The organism is Streptomyces sp. NPDC001880 (assembly GCF_053594575.1).
In genome coordinates, this window is sequence record NZ_JBSFET010000022.1 from 1 (window position 1) to 17,146 (window position 17,146).

At 70.9% G+C, this 17,146-nt stretch carries 8 protein-coding genes; 7 read left to right on the forward strand and 1 reads right to left on the reverse strand.

The window, feature by feature from the left end:
- Positions 1-3,370 (forward strand): AMP-binding protein (locus ACWCQ6_RS15365; protein WP_451089298.1); only part of this gene is annotated, 3,370 nt, incomplete at its 5' end.
- Entirely contained in the window at positions 3,367-4,581 is a 1,215-nt protein-coding gene (locus ACWCQ6_RS15370) for a saccharopine dehydrogenase NADP-binding domain-containing protein (RefSeq protein WP_451089300.1), read from the forward strand. The genes ACWCQ6_RS15365 and ACWCQ6_RS15370, both read left to right, overlap by 4 nt.
- Before the next feature lie 65 nt (positions 4,582-4,646).
- Here ACWCQ6_RS15370 and ACWCQ6_RS15375 read toward each other — a convergent pair whose 3' ends face one another.
- Positions 4,647-6,251, reverse strand: a complete 1,605-nt coding sequence (locus ACWCQ6_RS15375) for a B12-binding domain-containing radical SAM protein (protein WP_451089302.1) — start codon at positions 6,249-6,251, stop codon at positions 4,647-4,649.
- A gap of 287 nt (positions 6,252-6,538) precedes the next feature.
- Here ACWCQ6_RS15375 and ACWCQ6_RS15380 point away from each other — a divergent pair, with 287 nt between their 5' ends.
- From ACWCQ6_RS15380 to ACWCQ6_RS15400, 5 genes are read left to right on the forward strand one after another with little or no spacing between them, the layout of a single operon-like run.
- Positions 6,539-8,380 (forward strand): ABC transporter ATP-binding protein, encoded by a 1,842-nt coding sequence (locus ACWCQ6_RS15380; RefSeq protein WP_451089304.1) that lies wholly within the window; start codon positions 6,539-6,541, stop codon positions 8,378-8,380.
- The gene (locus tag ACWCQ6_RS15385) at positions 8,377-10,086 is read left to right on the forward strand and encodes an ABC transporter ATP-binding protein (RefSeq protein ID WP_451089306.1); all 1,710 of its coding nucleotides are present in this window, start codon (positions 8,377-8,379) and stop codon (positions 10,084-10,086) included. Before ACWCQ6_RS15380 ends, ACWCQ6_RS15385 begins: the two co-directional genes overlap by 4 nt.
- A 55-nt stretch (positions 10,087-10,141) precedes the next feature.
- Complete coding sequence (locus ACWCQ6_RS15390) at positions 10,142-14,668, forward strand: amino acid adenylation domain-containing protein (protein WP_451089308.1); 4,527 nt, start codon at positions 10,142-10,144, stop codon at positions 14,666-14,668.
- Positions 14,668-15,465 carry a thioesterase II family protein gene (locus ACWCQ6_RS15395; protein ID WP_451089310.1) on the forward strand — a complete coding sequence of 266 codons (798 nt, stop codon included), beginning with the start codon at positions 14,668-14,670 and terminating at the stop codon, positions 15,463-15,465. Before ACWCQ6_RS15390 ends, ACWCQ6_RS15395 begins: the two co-directional genes overlap by 1 nt.
- A 50-nt stretch (positions 15,466-15,515) precedes the next feature.
- Entirely contained in the window at positions 15,516-17,114 is a 1,599-nt protein-coding gene (locus tag ACWCQ6_RS15400) for a (2,3-dihydroxybenzoyl)adenylate synthase (RefSeq protein WP_451089312.1), read from the forward strand.
- Positions 17,115-17,146: the final 32 nt, after the last annotated feature.

Here is a 17,146-nt window from a genome sequence, read left to right on the forward strand (position 1 = left end):
CGCCGACGACCGTGTGCTCGGACTGGCGCAGCTCGGCTTCGACCTGTCGGTGTACGACATCTTCGGCCCCCTCTCGACCGGTGGCGCGCTCGTCCTGCCCGACGCCGCACGTCGCGGCGACCCCGGGCACTGGGCGGATCTGCTCGCGACTCACGCCGTCACCGTGTGGAACTCCGTGCCCGCGCAGATGCAGATGCTGGAGGAGTACCTCCGTACGGAACCCGATGTGGACGTCTCCCGGCTGAGACTGGCGATGTTGTCGGGCGACTGGATACCCGTCACCCTCCCCGATGCCGTCCGACGCCGTGTTCCCGGGCTGAACGTGGTGAGCCTCGGCGGCGCCACGGAGGCGGCCATCTGGTCGATCTGTCACCCCGTCACCATGGTCGGCGCCGATGCGCGCAGCATCCCGTACGGAAGGCCGCTGGCCAACCAGCGCTTCCATGTCTTCGACACATTCCTCAGGGAATGCCCCGTCCACGTCACCGGCGAGCTGTACATCGCCGGAGCCGGCCTCGCCCTCGGCTACCTCGGGGACGCCGAGCGCACCGCCGAGCGGTTCGTGACGCACCCCGTCACCGGCGAACGGCTCTACCACACGGGCGACATGGGACGCCGTCTGGACGATGGAGAGATCGAGTTCCTGGGTCGTGTCGACCGCCAGGTGAAGCTGAACGGCCACCGCGTCGAGCTTGCCGAGGTCGAGGCGGCGCTCCAGACCCACCCCGCGGTGGAGGCCGCCGCTGCCGCCCTCCAGGGAGAGGGCACCGCACGCCGGCTCGTCGCTTTCGCCGAGCCCGTCCGGACGGATGCTCCCGAACTCCCCGCCACGCTACGGGACAAGGCGTCCGCGAGCGTCCCCGAGGCCGTCCGCGCCGTCGACGCGGGCGAGGTGACCGAGATGGTCGAGCTGCTCGACATCTCCGCTCTCCAGTCGATTGCCGTCCTCTTCCGGTCGTGCGGGCTCTTCCCCGACGCCGCGGCCGAGCACACCGCCGAGGAGATCATCGAAGCCGTGGGCGCGGCCCCCGAGAACCACTACCTCGTGCGGCGCTGGCTTGGCGCCCTGGAGCAGGAGGGTCGGGTGGTCCAGGACGCGGACACCGGGCGCTACCGCGAGCTTCAGGAGGACACCCCGGGGCAGCGCGAGGCCGTGCTGGACTGGATCGACGCACTCGAGCCCCGCATCCGCTGGGGAGCCGAACTCGTCCGCTACCACAGGGTTTCCGAACAGCACCTCGCTCCGCTAGTGCGCAACGAGATCGACCTCAAGACGCTGCTCTTCCCGGAAGGCCGTCTGGAGACCGCTGAGGCCGCCTATCGCGACAACCTGATCAGCCGCCACAACAACGCGGTCGTGGTCGCGGCGCTGCGCGAGATCGCTCAGCGGCACGACGACCCCGAGCCGCTCCGGCTCCTGGAGATCGGTGCCGGCGTGGGCGGTACGAGCACCGTCCTGGTGCCCGAGCTCGACGGCCTGGGCGTCGACTACCTGTTCACCGACCTGTCCCACTTCTTCCTCACCGCGGCACAGGACAAGTTCCAGGACTTTCCCTGGGTCCGCTACGGGCTCTTCGACCTCAACCGCGACTACCGCGCCCAGGGCCTCGCGCCGAACTCGTTCGATGTGATCCTTCTGGCCAACGTCCTGCACAACTCCGTGCAGGCGGAGCACGTCCTCACCCGGCTGCGGGAGCTCCTCGCGCCCGGGGGCTGGCTGGTCTTCATCGAGGCGACACGCGACGCGTACCACGTCATGACCTCCATGGAGTTCAACGCGGGCCTCCACGGCTTCGAGGACGAGCGCCGCGAGACGGGCCAGACCTTCTTCGGACGCGACCAGTGGCTGCGGATGCTCCGCGAAGCCGGTGCTGAGGTCGCCTTCTGTCTGCCCGAGGAGGACAGTCCGCTGTCCCGCATCGGCCAGCACGTCTTCGCGTCGCGGCTCAAGGCCGATCGCACCCGGCTCCGGCCGGAGGCGCTCGTCGGTCATCTACGGGACCGGCTGCCGTCGTACATGATTCCGGCCGAACTCCAGGTCGTGGACCGGATTCCCCTCACCGGCAACGGCAAGGTCGACCGCGCCCGTCTCGACGCGTGGACCGCGTCCGCGGCGCAGGGGCGGGTCGACGAGGGCGGCGACGCGCCGCGCGCCGGCATGGAGCAGACTCTGGCCGAGCTCTGGATCAACGTGCTGCCGGTCACCTTCGTCGGCCGCGACGCCAACTTCTTCGACCTCGGTGGCGACTCGCTGCTCGTGGCACGCCTCGTCACCAGGATGCGTGAACGGATGCCCGAGGCCGCCGACCTGGAGTGGGACGACCTGCTGCGCCTGATGATGAACCGGCCGACCGTGGCGGCGCTCGCCAAACACCTCGGCGCCGCCCGCGGAGGCGACCACCGTCTCGCCGGGGCGGTCGCCGCCTCCCCGCTGGTCCGGATCAGCGACGGCGCCGCCGCTGCGGGGGACACCGCCACCCGGGTCCTGGTGCACGACGGAACGGGCACCCTCATACCGTACCGCGAGGTGATCCGAGAGCTGGGGGACCGGCTGCCCCTTGCTGGTCTCGTCGTCGATGACATCGAGGCGTTCCTGAAGGCGGATCCGGGCACTCAGGTTGCGGAGCTCGCCGAACGGCACGCCGAGGCCCTCCTCGCCGAAGGGCTGAGGAGGGTGCACCTCGTCGGCTACTGCATGGGCGGTCTGCTGGTGCCCGAACTCGCCCGCCGACTGACCGATGCCGGCGCCGAGGTGACGGGCCTCACCGTGATCAGCAGCTACCGGGTGCCGTACCTCGTGGAGGACGACCTGTTGGCCGAGTACATCTTCGCCCGGCTGATGCGCGCGGACCTGGTCGGACTGGGCTACCCCCAGGACGAGTCGGCGACGCGGGACCTGGTGCGAGCGACTACCGAGTGCTTCGCGAATGCGGTGCCGCAGGGGAGCCTTGTCGACTGGCAGGAGTCGGCGCTCAACGGGCCGGGAAGGAAGGCACTGCGGGCGTTCCGGGCTCTTGCCGAGCGGCCCCAGGAGGAGCGCATTCGTGCCATCGGCGCGTCGATGCCGGTGGGGGACGCCGAGCTGCGCTCCGAGGAGCGCCTGTCCCGGCTGTACCGGATCGTCAAGCACAGTCTGGTCTCCGTCGCCTTGCACGAGGCGACGCCCTGTGACCTGCCGGCGACGTTCGTCCGTCAGACGGGTGAGGCCGAGATCTTCCCGGGCATGCACCGAGACATGACGGACTACTGGCGAGAGGTGTGCGGCGCGGGCCTGCGCATCGTGGACGTGCCCGGTGACCACTTCACCTGCGTCCAGGCGCCCAACGCCCAGGCCGTGGCGCGCGCGCTGCTCCGGGAGGACGGGCAGTGATCGACGACGCGCCCCTGATCGGCATTCTCGGCGGATACGGGGCTGTCGGCGCTGCGGCCGCTCGTGTCCTCGCGGCAGAGGGAGAGTTCCGGCTCCGGCTCGGCGGCCGGAACCCCGAGGCGGCGGCGCGCTGTGCCGCCGCCCTCGGCGGTCCGGTCGACGCGAGGGAGGTCGACGCCCGGTCCGAGGCGAGCCTCGAACGGTTCGCCCAGGGCTGCGACGTGATGCTCCACTGTGCCGGACCCGCCTATGAACTGGCCGACCGTCCCCGCCGGGCTGCGGCTGCCGCGGGGGCCGACTACGTGGATGTGATGGACGGCTGCGGTCCCGGTCCCGCTCCGGCGGGGGAACGTACGGCGGTCCTGTCGGCCGGGCTCTCGCCCGGTCTGTCTGGGCTGCTGCCCCGGCTGCTCGCGGAGGGGCGGCACCCTCTGGGGGCCGCCCGGTTCATCGGCTGCTACGTCTCGCTCGGTGCGTTCACGCGGACCGGGGCCATCGACTACCTGCTGAGCCTGGACCGCGGTTACGGTACTCCGCGGGCACAGTGGCGCGACGGGCGCGTCGTGCACGGCGCCCTGCGAGGGGCGGAGGATCGCGTGGTGGCGGGCGTGCCGCGCCCGGTCACCGCGTATCCCTATCTCACCCAGGAGCTGGCGGGCCAGGCCCGGGCGCTGGGCCTCGCGGAGGCCCGCTGGTACAACGCCTTCGACGGCCGTCACCTGCTCGACGCGCTGAACCGCTACCGGGCCGGCGACGATCGCGCGGCCAGTCTGGACGCACAGGCGGCCGGTGTGGTGCGGGCCAGCACGCTCGACGCCTTGGGGCGTTCCCCGTACCACGTGCTGTGCGGGGTCCTGGAGTTCACGGGACTCGACGGCGTCGAGGTGCGGTGCAGGGTGGTGATCCGCGGCGAGGACGGATCGGCGATGACCGGCGTGGTGGGTGCGGTGGCGGCGCGGGAGGTGGCCCGGGGACGGGTTCCCCGTGGTGTGCACCGGGCGGCGCAGCTGCTGTCGGCCCGAGGGGTCCTGGACGCGCTGCAGCGGCACCTGCCCGGCACGGTCGTCACCCTCGACGCGGGAACCTTCGAGGACGGACGTCCCACGGGCGGACCCGGCCAGGCCGGACGGGTTTACGACTCGCGCTCCACCGGCGCACGGGTGGGCGACGTCGTCCCCGCCGGCCCGATCATGGAGGAAGGCGTGCTGTGACACGTCCCGGGTAGCAGACGACGGCGCGGCGGGCCAGGACCCGCCGCGCCGTCGTCTTGCGAGGATCACACCGGATCGCACACCAACTGCACGCCCTTCGGCGCAAGTTCGACGCCGAAGTCCTTCAGTCGGTGGAGGTTGTCACGGATGGCCGCGGCCCCCTCGTCCAGGTCGGCGTAGTCGACCGGAGCCATGCCCATCCGCTCCAGGCACTTCTCCACCGCGATGTTGGTCGAGTGGTCGTGTCGGGGCATCAGCCAGTGCTGGTAGTCGTGCTGCCAGAGACTGAGTACGGCCTTGTCGTTGGTGAGCCGTACCTTGTCGAGGGTCTCCTTCTGCAACCGGGCAGCCTGTGCGCTGTCCATGCCGATGTGGGACCAGGGCGAGGCGGGGTCCGTGGGATCGTCGGCGACGATCTGCAACTCCTCCCGGTCTTGCCAGAGCGGCATGGTCTCGTCGGTGATGGAGAACTTGGACAGCGCGTAGTGCCCGGAGTACTCCCGCAGGAGGTAGTCCTGCGTGTCCTGGAACATCCCGGGCTCCTCGCCGGGGTATCCGACGATGAAGAGGCCGTAGTACGACAGCCCGCTCCGGCTGAGCAGCTCGACGGCCCGACGGTTCTGCTTCACCGAGACCCGCTTGCTCATCCGCTTCAGCGTGCCGTCGTTCATCGACTCGAAACCGATGTGGAGCTGGTAGCAGTGCGAGGCCTTGAGGCCTGCCACGAGCTCCGCCGAATTGATCGTGTTGGCCCTGCTGAAACCCTCCCACCTCGGTATACCCGAATCCGGCAGGATTTCCAGCAGCCGGCGCAGCCGCGTCGGCGGAATGGTGAAGGTCGAATCCATCGCCGAGATGACGTCAGCGCCGTTCTGATCGGCGTAGGCCATCCAGTCGTCGCGTATCTTCTCGGCGGACTTGTATCGCCATTTGGGTGAAGCCGCGGGGAACGAACAGAATTTGCAGTCGAAGGGACAGCCTCGCATGGACTCGTAGGGAACGATCGACTGCTTTCCGAGGACTCGTGGCGAGGGGAAGTCATCGATGTCGACGTACTCGGTGGGATTGATGCGGATGTTGTCCCCGTCGCGCCACACGAGGTTCGGCACGGCGCTCATCTCGCCCTTGCCCGTCAGCGCGTCCAGGGTCTTGGGTAGGGCGATCTCGCCGTCGCCGCGCACCACCGCGACGATCTCCGGGAAGTCACGCATGGCGGACATGAACTTGAGGTTGGTGAACTGCCCGCCCGCCATGATCCGCGTGCCCGGGAGGTTCTCCCGTACCCACCGCACAGCCGAGCCCAGGATCGGGCCGTTCCAGATGTACGTGGTCGACAGGAGCACCACGTCGACGTCGGCCGCGGGTGCCTTCGCGCGCCCCTCCCAGACGTCGGCCAGGTCGATGCGCTCGAAACTGTGGCCGCTGTTCTCCAGGATGGACAGGAGGGTGACCGTCGTGAGGTGCGGCGTCGTGGCCGAACGCGGCCTGAGCAGGGCGTATTCCCGCCCGTGCTGGGTGAAGGCGAGCCGTCCCAGGTCCAGGTCGGCGCTTCCGGCCCTCCGGAGCATCTCACTGGCCGCGTCCGACGGATCCGCCGTGAAGAGCGAACCTTCCAGATAGGGCGAATTGAGGTTCGCGGGCCCGAGCCCGCTCAGAAGTAGTAAGCGCACACGTCCCAGCTTTCCGTGGTGAGGTCATGGCCGCCGCGGATCGGGGCCCCCGCGATCGTTTCAGGCCACTTCTGGGCATCGTCTGGACGGATTCTGCGTGCTGCGAAACCCGTCGAGAAGTGTGCGCCGCGGCCCCCTGGCGTGGCCCGGCGAACGTCTCGATGCCCTTGCGAGGCGGGTTCTTATACGTGTAAAGTTATTGGCGTCTTCATGGATCTTGCCGTCCGGTCGTGGCAGTGCTGCCCGCTCCCGGACCGGACGGTCGCGCCCGAAAGGTGGGGAATCCCATGGCTACGGCAGAGGGTCTGCACAGCCGTGCCGACGGCGGGGAGGTGGTCGACGGCGGAGTCGCCGAAAACGATGCGGGTGGTCCGGTCGCGACCTCCCGGCAGGTGCTCCTGCGACTGCTCCGCCCCTACCGCACCAGCCTCGTCGCCGTCTTCGTCCTCCAGATCGTCAGCTCCCTGGCCGGCCTCGCACCGCTGCTCGCGGTGGTCGAGCTCGGGCGGGTGCTGCTGACGCCGGGGCCGGTGGACAACGACGCCGCCTGGCTCGCCGTCTGGATCGGCGTCGCCGGCCTGCTCGTCCGCGTCGTACTCGCCGCGGCGTCCGGCGGCATCGCTCATCTCGTCGACGGTCGGCTCCAGTTGTCGCTGCGGCGGCTCCTTGCCCAGCGCCTGGGCAAGGTACCGCTCGGCTGGTACTCACGCCGCAGCTCCGGCGAGATCAACGGCGTGGTGCAGGGCGACGTCGACCAACTCCACCACCTCATCGCGCACGCGCCCGTCGAGGCCACCTCCGCCATCGTCGTCCCGCTCGCCTCGTTCGTCTATCTCGCCTGGGTGGACTGGCGTCTGACCCTCGTCGCGCTTGTGCCGGTCCTGCTCGGCCTGCTGCTGCAGCGCCTCCTGCAGAGCGAGGACAGGCAGCGTGAAGGCCGCAGGATGGGCGAGGCCATGGGACGTATCGGCGCCGCCTCTGTGGAGTTCGTCGAAGGAATCTCGGTCGTCAAGACCTTCGGCGGCGGCGGGCAGGCACACCGTCGCTACCGCAAGGCTGCAGACGACTTCGCCGACTTCTTCCTCACCTACGTCGCGGGGGCCGCGGGCCTCGCCTCGCTGGCCGCACTGGTGCTCTCCCCGCCGTTCGTCCTGCTGCTCGTCTTCGCCGGCGGTACAGCCCTGATCGCGTCCGACGCCATGCCGCCCGCCGACCTGCTGCCCTTCCCGCTGCTCGCCGTCGCGCTGACCGCGCCCATCGCCGCCCTCGGCCACGGCCTGGACAACGTGCACGCCGCCGAGCGGTCCGCCGAGCGGATCCGGGCGATGCTGAACGTGCCGTCGTTGCCCGAGCCGGTCACCCCGGCCGAACCGCGCGGCGACCGCGTGGAGTTCCGCGGTGTCGGCTTCGCCTACGACTCCGGCCGCCCGGTGCTGCAGGGAATCGACCTGGTCCTCGAGCCCGGCACCACCACCGCGCTCGTCGGTCCTTCGGGAGCAGGCAAGTCTACTCTGGCCCAGCTGGTCCCGCGCTTCTCCGACCCCACCAGCGGTTCCGTGCTCCTCGGTGGCGTCGACGTACGCGACATTCCGAGCGAGCAGTTGTACCGTCACATCTCCTTCGTCCTCCAGGACGTCCGGTTGCTGCGAGCGGGCATTGCCGAGAACATCGCCCTCGCGGTGCCGGACGCCGACCGCGCCGCTGTCGAGCAGGCGGCACGCGCGGCGGGTATCCACGAGCGTATTCAGGAGATGCCCCGCGGATACGACTCCGTGATCGGCGAGGACGTGGGCCTCTCCGGAGGCGAGGCGCAGCGACTCTCCATTGCCCGGGCGCTGCTCGTGGACGCCCCCGTGCTGGTCCTCGACGAGGCCATGTCCTTCGCCGACGCCAAGACCGAGGCCGAGATCCGAGCAGCCCTCGAGAACCTCGTCCACGGCCGTACGCAATTGATGATCGCCCACCGTCTGGAGACCGTCGCCAGGGCCGACCGGATCGTGGTCATGGAGGACGGACGGATCGTCGAGAGCGGCACATACAGCGAATTGCTGGACGTGAACGGGAAGTTCGCCGCCATGTGGCGCGCCCAGCGCGCGAGTGCCGGCCAGAAGAGGGAGATCCGCCGATGATCGGTCTGCTGATCCGGGTCCTGGGCGAGCGGCACTCGGGCCCCCTGCGCCGTACCGTCGCGCTGATGTCCGTCTGCGCCGTCGTGGAGGGGCTGTCCTACGCGCTCCTCATCCCGCTGCTGCGGGCCCTGCTCGGCGGCGAGGCGCAGGACGCCTGGCCGTGGCTCGCCGCCTTCGCTGTGGCCGTCCTCGTCACCTCGATCCTCGGCTACTTCAGTGACAAGTCGGGCTTCCGTACCGGGGGTGAGCTCTCCCGAGGGCTGCACCACCGCCTCGGCGACCACCTCGCCGGACTGCCGCTGGGCTGGTTCACGCCCCGCCGGGTAGGGGACGTCTCCGGGCTGACCAGCCGGAGCGTGATGGAGGTCATGTCGGTACCGGCCCACCGGCTCCGGCCCCTGATCAACGCCGTACTGATCCCTCTGTCCGTGGTCGTGGTCCTCTTCTTCTTCGAGTGGCGTCTCGCCCTGGCCGGGCTCGTCGCCGTACCGGTCATCGTCGGCGTACAGCGCTGGACTTCGAAAGCCACGGCCCGCCAGGACGCCGAGCGGGCGCGCAGCAGCGACGAGGCCGCCGGCCGCGTCGTGGAATTCGTCCGCGCCCAGCCGGTGCTGCGCGCCGGCGGCCGTACGGGCGAGCGCTTCGGACTCCTGGACGACGCCCTGCACCAGCAGTGGCGCAGCGGCCGGCGTGCGGCCCTCAGCGGCGTGCCCGGCATGCTCGGCCTCACCTTCTCCGTGCAGGCCGTCTTCACCGCTGTCCTCGCCCTCGGTGTCCACCTGGCGCTGAATGGCAGCCTCGGCGCACCGGAGCTGCTGGCGATCACGGTCCTGGCGGCCCGCTGCGTCGAACCCCTGTTGTCTCTTGCCGACCTGGGCGGCATCATGCGCGTCTCCCGGGGCGAGCTCGAGCGCATCAGCGCGGTCCTGACTGAGCCTCCGCTGCCGCGCGCCGAACGGCCGACGGTCCCGGCCCACGATGGTGTCGAGCTGGAGAAGGTCAGCTTCCAGCGTGGCGACCGCCGGGTGCTCGATGGACTCTCCCTGGAGGCCGCCCCGGGCCGACGGGTCGCCGTCGTCGGCTCCTCGGGTGCGGGTAAGAGCACGCTTCTCCAGCTTGTCGGCCGGTTCCACGACGTCGATTCCGGTGCGGTGCGCCTCGGTGGGGTGGATGTACGGGACATCGACAGCGAGGAGCTGATGTCCCGGCTGTCCATGGTCTTCCAGGACGTCTACCTGTTCGAGGGCACCATCGAGGACAACGTCCGGGTCGGTCGGCCCGACGCCACTGCCGAGGAGGTGCGGGCCGCGGCCGTCGCGGCGTCCCTGGACGAGGTAGTGGACCGGCTCCCTGATGGCTGGGACACCCAGGTCGGCGAGGGTGGCGCCACGTTGTCCGGAGGTGAGCGGCAGCGGGTTTCGATTGCCCGGGCCCTGCTGAAGAACGCCCCTGTGCTGCTGCTCGACGAGGCCACCTCGGCCCTCGACCCGGAGAGCGAGGCGGCTGTTCAGGAAGGCCTCGACCGGCTCATGGCGGGCCGTACGGTGATCATGGTCGCCCACCGACTCAGCACGGTCGAGAACGCCGATCTGATCGTGTTCCTCGAGGGCGGCCGGATCGTCGAGCAGGGTACCCACGAGGAACTCGTCCGGCGCGGCGGCCGGTACGCCGAATTCTGGAGAATCGCCGCACATGCGGCGGCGTGAAGGCACGATGACGAGCGTTTGCCCGTAAGACACCATCCGACACACGGGGGTAGGGATGTCACGCAGCACGGAAGGGCAGCCGATCGATCTCCGCAAGGAGGTCACCGCGCTGCTGGGGGTCGCACTGGGCCCCGGTGACGACGACGCGAACCTCTTCGAACTGGGCTTGCAGTCCATCCAGTTGATGACACTGGTCAACCGGATGAACCGCTCGGGCGCGGGCGTGGACTTCACCGAGATGGCCCAGGATCCGCGCCTCGCGGCCTGGTACGAATTGCTCGCCTCGCGCGAGTCGAGCAGCGAGGAGGCGCTTGGGGCGGTGCCGGAGCCGGACGCCGGCGCCTCCGTCCCCCTTGACGAGCGCGCGCCGTTCCCGCTGACACCGGTCCAGCAGGCCTACTGGATCGGCCGCGGCACCGACCGACCGCTCGGCGGCGTCGGCTGCCACGCCTATCTGGAGATCGACACCCGGGACGTGGCGGCCGACCGCCTAGAGCGAGCCGTGCTGGCTCTGATCCGCCGACACCCCATGCTGCGTGCTTCGTTCGCGGAGGACGGGACACAGCGCTTCAGCGAGAGTGCCACGTGGCCGGGCCTCACCGTCCACGACGTCACGGACCTCCCGGCCGACACCGCCGAAGCCGCCCTGGTGGATCTGCGGGAACGTCTCTCCCACCGCGTGCTCGACGTCGCCTTGGGAGAGGTGCTCGACGTCCAGCTCAGCCTCCACCCCGGTGGGGCGCAACGCATCCACCTCAACGCCGATCTGCTGGTCGCCGATGTGCACAGCATCCGGCTCCTCCTGTCCGACCTGGCGGTGCTCTACGCCGATCCGGAGAGAGTCGCCGAACTGCACTACACCTTCCCCCAGTACCTCGCGGACACCGCCGTCCCGCGGGCGGTCAGACGCGAGCGCGCGCGGGAGTACTGGCAGCGACGCCTGCCGGAACTCCCCGGCGGGCCCGCGCTCCCTCTGGCAGTCGACCCCGCCGAGATCGGGGTGCCCCGCTTCGTACGGCGGGGGGACACCCTGACTCCGCAGGAGTGGACGGCCCTTCAGCGGCGGGCCGGCGAACACGGCCTCACTCCGGCCGTGCTGCTGGTCACCGCCTTCTCCGAGATCCTGATGCGATGGAGTGGGCAGCAGCGGTTCCTGCTCAACATCCCGTTGTTCGACCGCGACCAGGGCCTCCACCCGGACATCGAGCGCATCGTGGCCGACTTCACCAGCCTGTTGCTGCTCGACGTCGATCTGGCCGGTGCCGACGGCTTCGCCGACCGGGCCCGCGCGATCCAGTCGCGCCTGCACGACGACGTGGGGCACGCCGCGTACACCGGGGTCGACGTGCTGCGCGACTTCGCCCGCGCCGACACCGGAACCCCGCGCGCGGCGCCCGTGGTCTTCGCCTGCAACCTCGACGCACCCCTGGTGCCCGACGACTTCGCCGCCCACTTCGGTGAGCTGTCCTGGATGGTCTCCCAGACCCCTCAGGTCTGGCTGGACCACCAGGTGTACGGCACCCGCGAGGGCGGCCTGTTGCTGGCCTGGGACGCCGTCGAGGCGCTCTTCCCCGAGGGCGTGATCGACGAGATGTTCGCGGCGTACACCGGCTTGGTGCGGAGCCTGGCGACCGCGGACTGGAACCTCCCGCCGGACATACCCCTGCCCGAGTCCCAGCTCCGATGTCGTGCCGAGGCGAACTCCGTGACCAGGCGAGAGAGCGGTCGCCTTCTGCACGAGGCATTCTTCGAGCGGGCGGTCGGCCGGGCCGACGAGCCCGCGCTGCTCTGGGGGGAGGACGGCCGTCTCGGCCACGGTGAACTCGCCGACCGTGCGCTGCGCGTGGCCGGTGCGCTCGCCGCACGGGGCGTCGGGCCGGGCAGCCCGGTCGTTGTCACCGCCCCCAAGGGACCCGACCAGATCGCGGCGGTGCTGGGCGTCCTCGCGGCGGGAGGCACGTACATACCCGTCGGCGTCGACCAGGCTGCCGGGCGCAGGGACCGCATCCACACGCTCAGCCGCTGTGTGCTCGTCCTGGACGGCACTGGCGCGGCGCCTTCACCGGCGTCCACCGCCCCCGTCCTGTCCCTCACGGAAGCCCTCCGGTCGGCGCCGCTCGACGCCCCGGTGGGCGTCTCCGCCGACGAGACCGCCTACGTGATCTTCACTTCCGGTTCGACCGGTACGCCCAAGGGCGTCGAGGTCAGCCATCGCGCCGCGGTCAACACCGTGGAGGACATCGACGAACGGTACGGGGTGGGGCCCCGGGACCGTGTTCTCGCCGTCTCCGCCCTGGACTTCGACCTCTCGGTGTGGGACGTCTTCGGCCCGCTGGCGGAGGGTGGGGCTCTGGTACTGGTCGACGAGACCGATCGGCGTGACGCGCGTCGCTGGCTCGAGCTCTGCGAACGCCATGCCGTCACCGTGTGGAACTCCGTACCCGCGCTCATGGAGATGCTCCTCACCGCGGCCGACGGAGCGCCCCTTCCGGGAACCCTGCGCCTCGCGTTGCTCTCGGGCGACTGGATCGGTCTCGACCTGCCCGGTCGACTGCACCGCGCGACGGACGGCCGGTGCCGGCTGGTCGCCCTCGGCGGCGCCACCGAGGCAGCGATCTGGTCGAACGCCCACGAGGTCACCGGCGTGCCCGAGCAGTGGCGGTCCATTCCGTACGGCAGGCCCTTGGCCAACCAGCGGTTCCGCGTGGTCGACCCGCACGGGCGGGACTGTCCGGACCGGGTGCCCGGAGAGCTGTGGATCGGCGGCGCCGGAGTGGCGCAGGGCTACCGCGGCGACCCCGAGCTGACGAGGGAACGTTTCCCCCGCGGGTCGGACGGGCGCTGGTACCGCACCGGTGATCAGGGACGTTACTGGCCGGACGGCACACTCGAGTTCCTGGGCCGCATCGACCACCAGGTCAAGATCAACGGATTCCGCGTCGAACTGGGCGAGATCGAGTCCGTGCTCCAGTCGCACCCCGCCGTCTCGCACGTCCTCGCCGCCGTCGTGGGTGACCGGACACGGGAGATCGCGGCGGCCTTCCTGCCCGCCCCGCCTCCCGTCCCGGCCGCGGAGTCCACGCGGCCGGACGGCGTCGGCAGAGGGCGGGAAGCGCACGAGCTGGAAGCGGAGCTGACCGAGACGTTTCTCGCCGTTCTGCTGGACGCCCTGCTGCCACCCGGCGACCAGCCCGTCCAGGAGGCCGCGCTGCCGGTGGCGGAGGCAGGGCGCCAACAGCTGGACTTCTGGCTGGAGTTCCTGCGGGAACGGCGGGTCCTGAGCCGCTCGGCCGGGACCCTGACCCGCGGCTCCCGCTGGGCCGAGGTCCGCGACGGAGAACGGGCCGCCGCGCTTCGCGGCCGGATCGCCGGTACCCACCTCCAGCCGGTCGTGGACGGCTGGGCCGGCGCGATGCCCTTGCTGTCGGCGGTGCTCGCCGGCACGGCCGACATCGACGCCCTGGCCGACGACCCCGTCCTTTCACCGGATGGGCTCGCCCTGCGAGCGCCCGGTGCTGCCGCGTGCCTGGACGCCGTCGCAGTGAAGGTGGAGGCCCTGCGGACCGAGATCGCCCGGACGGTCGACATCGCCGAGTGGGCGGGTGGGGGCGGCCGGAGCGCCGCCGCACTGCTGGAGCGGATCAAGACGGGGACGGTCGACTACGTGCTGCTCGATCCCCGGGAGTCCCGGACCACGGCCGCCGAGGACAGGCTCGTCGGCTCGGGTCACCAGGTACGGACCGCCCGCCAGGACGCCTTCGCCGTGCCCGAGTCGAGGCTCGCCGCTTTCGACGTCCTCGTGGCGAACGACGCACTCGGCCGCGAGCCGGACCCGGACGCGGCCGCGCGGGCGCTGGCCCTGCTGGGGAGGCCCGCCGGCCGGCTGTTCCTCGTCGCGCGGGAAGAGGCCTCCCCGCTGGCGGTCCCGACAGTGCCGATCTCCTCCCCGGCTGCCGACGTGACGCGGTGGCTGCGAGCTCTGGAACGGGCCGGATTCTCCGGAGTCGAGGTGTCCAGGTGGGAGCCCGACGGCGTTGCTCTGATCACAGCCGGGTGTCCGGCAGCGGAGCGCGCCGACCAGGTGGTTGACCCGGCGGCGATACGGTCCTGGCTTGCCGACCGGCTCCCCGCGCACATGATCCCCGGCTCCCTCGTCGGCCTTGCCGAACTGCCGCTGAGCGCCAACGGCAAGGTGGACCGGCGGCGGATCGAACAGGCCTTCACAGCGGTCGCCGACCCCGTCGAGGGTGTGGACGATCCCCCGCAGGGCCCCATGGAGGAGACGGTGGCGGAGCTCTGGTCACGGGTGCTCGGCACACCCGTGACCGCACGGGGATCGGGGTTCCTCGCCCTCGGCGGGGACAGCCTGACGGCAACCCGCCTGGTGGCCGCCATCCGCGGGCGGCTGGGCGTCGAACTGCCGATGCGCGACGTCCTGCGGGCCCCGACCGTGGCCGGCATGGCCGCGCTCGTGAGCGAGTTCAGGGCGGCGCGCGGCCTGGACCCGGATCCGGGCGGAGACCTGACCGGAGCGGTGGGAGGTCCGTCCGAGGAGGAGAAGTACGAGGAGGGCGAGCTGTGATGCCGGTCGACCATCGCGCGCCCTCGGCCCTGCGCGTGTTCTCCCGGCGCACGCACGCCCGCTCCCGGTTGATCTGCTTTCCGCACGCCGGCGGGTCCGTCGGCGGGTATCGGGGCTGGTCCCTGGACGCTCCGTGGGACGTCGAGGTGTACGGGGTGCAGTACCCCGGCCGCGGCGACCGGTTCGACGAGCCGGCCGCCTCGGACATGGAGAGCCTGCTGGACGACCTCGTCCCCGCGCTTACCCGCTTGTGCACCGGCGAAGAACTCGCTTCCGCCGTCTTCTTCGGGCACAGCATGGGCGCGGCGGTGGCCTACGAGGCCGCCCGCAGGCTCGCCGTCACCGGCCGCCCGCCGGCCGCGCTCGTCGTCTCTGGCCAGCCCGCCCCTTCGCACACCCGGAGCGGTGCCCTCCACCACGCCACCGACGACGAACTCCTCGCCGACCTGGGGAGGCTTGGAGGCACCGCCTCGGAGGTCATGGGCAACAGCGCACTGCTGGAAGCCCTGCTGCCCAGCATCCGGAGCGACTACCGGCTCATCGAGACCTACCGGCCCTTGCCAGGCGGCACGCTGGGCATCCCGGTGACCGTGCTGTACGCCGACGACGACCCGGAAATCACCGCAGGCGAGGCCGCTGCCTGGGGCGAGGTCACCGCCGGGCCCTGCGAGGTGGAGGTCTTCACCGGCGGCCATTTCTACCTGGAGACCCGGCGTGCCTCCGTACTGCCGCGCGTCTTCGCGGCGGTACGGGCAGCGCTGCCCGAGACCGCCGCTTCTTGGCCGTCCACCCCGTGACGAGCCGTCGGCCGCAAACCATCATCAGTTACGGAAGAGAGGGTCCCCCCATGCAAGAGGGCTGCGTGCCTTGGCCTGAGTCGGTGGCTCGCACATACACGCAACAGGGGTACTGGAACGCGGACGTCCTCGGGACCTGGCTCGCGCGGACGCCCGAGGAGTCGGCGGGGACCGCCCTGGTGACGGCAGCCGGCAGCCTGACCCACGAGGAGCTCGACCTGGCCGCCGACCGCATGGCCGCCGGCCTGCTGCGCGCGGGCCTGACGGCGGGCGACCGGGTCGTGGTGCAACTCCCCAACGATGTGAGCGTCGTAGTGCTGAGCCTGGCGCTCTTCCGGACCGGCATCCTGCCGGTGTACGCCCTGCCCGCACACCGCACGACGGAGATCACCCACCTCGTTGACACCTCCGAGGCAGTGGCCTACGTCTGCCCGGAACGGGTGCTCGACTGCGACTTCCGGCTCGTCGCCCGGGAGGTGCTCGATCGGACGGACAGCCTCCGCCACGTGTTCGTGGCAGGTGATCCGGGTCCGTACACCGCCCTGTCCTCCGTCGACGCCGATCCCGTCGCCCTGCCCTTGCTGGATCCCGAGGACGTCGCGCTGTTCCTCCTGTCGGGTGGCACCTCCGGGCCGCCGAAGCTGATCCCGCGGACGCACGCGGACTACGCCTACCAACTGCGGGAGACCGCACGGCTGTGCGGTGTCGGGCCGGGAAGCGTCTATCTCGCCGCGCTGCCCGTGGAGCACAACTTCGCGCTCGGCTGCCCCGGCGTTCTGGGGACGCTTCGCGCCGGAGGAACGGCCGTCCTCGCCCCGGCGCCCACCGCGGACGTGTGCTTCCCGCTCATCGAGCGGGCCGGCGTGACGATCACCTCGCTGGTGCCCCCGCTGGTGCCTCTGTGGCTCGACGCGGCGGAGTGGACGGACCACGACCTGTCCTCCCTGGAGGTCCTCCAGGTGGGCGGCGCCCGGCTCGACCCGGAGACCGCCCGCCAGGTGCCCAAGGCCCTCGGCTGCACGCTTCAGCAGGTGTTCGGGATGGCCGAGGGACTGCTCAACTACACACGGCTCGACGACCCCGAGGACGTGATCGTCCATACCCAGGGGCGGCCGCTGTCACCGGCCGACGAGGTGCGGGTGATCCGGGAGGACGGGAGCGAGGCCGGACCGGGTGACACGGGGGAGCTGTTCACTCGCGGGCCGTACACCTTGCGCGGCTATTACCGCGCAGGGGAGCGCAACCTCACCCGGTTCACCGAGGACGGCTTCTACCGCACGGGTGACCTGGTGCGCCGGACTGCCGAGGGCAACTTCGAGGTCGTCGGCAGGATTAACGACGTGGTCAACCGAGGAGGGGAGAAGGTGCCGACGCTGGAGGTGGAGGAGCATCTGCTCGCCGCCTTCCCGCTCGTGGGCGTCGCCGTGATCGCCCTGCGCGACCCCGTGATGGGGGAGCGGACGTGCGCCTGTGTCGTACCCAAGGACAGCGCGCATCCGCCTGCCCTGCAGGATGTGCAGGCCGCGTTCCGGGGCCGGGGGGTCGCCGCCTACAAGGTGCCCGATCAGCTGGTGGTCCTGGAACAGCTGCCGATGACGGGTGTCGGCAAGGTCGACAAGCGCGCCCTGCGGGCGAGCCTCGACGCCTGAGTGAACTGCGCCGTGCGGGCCCGTGGTGCCAC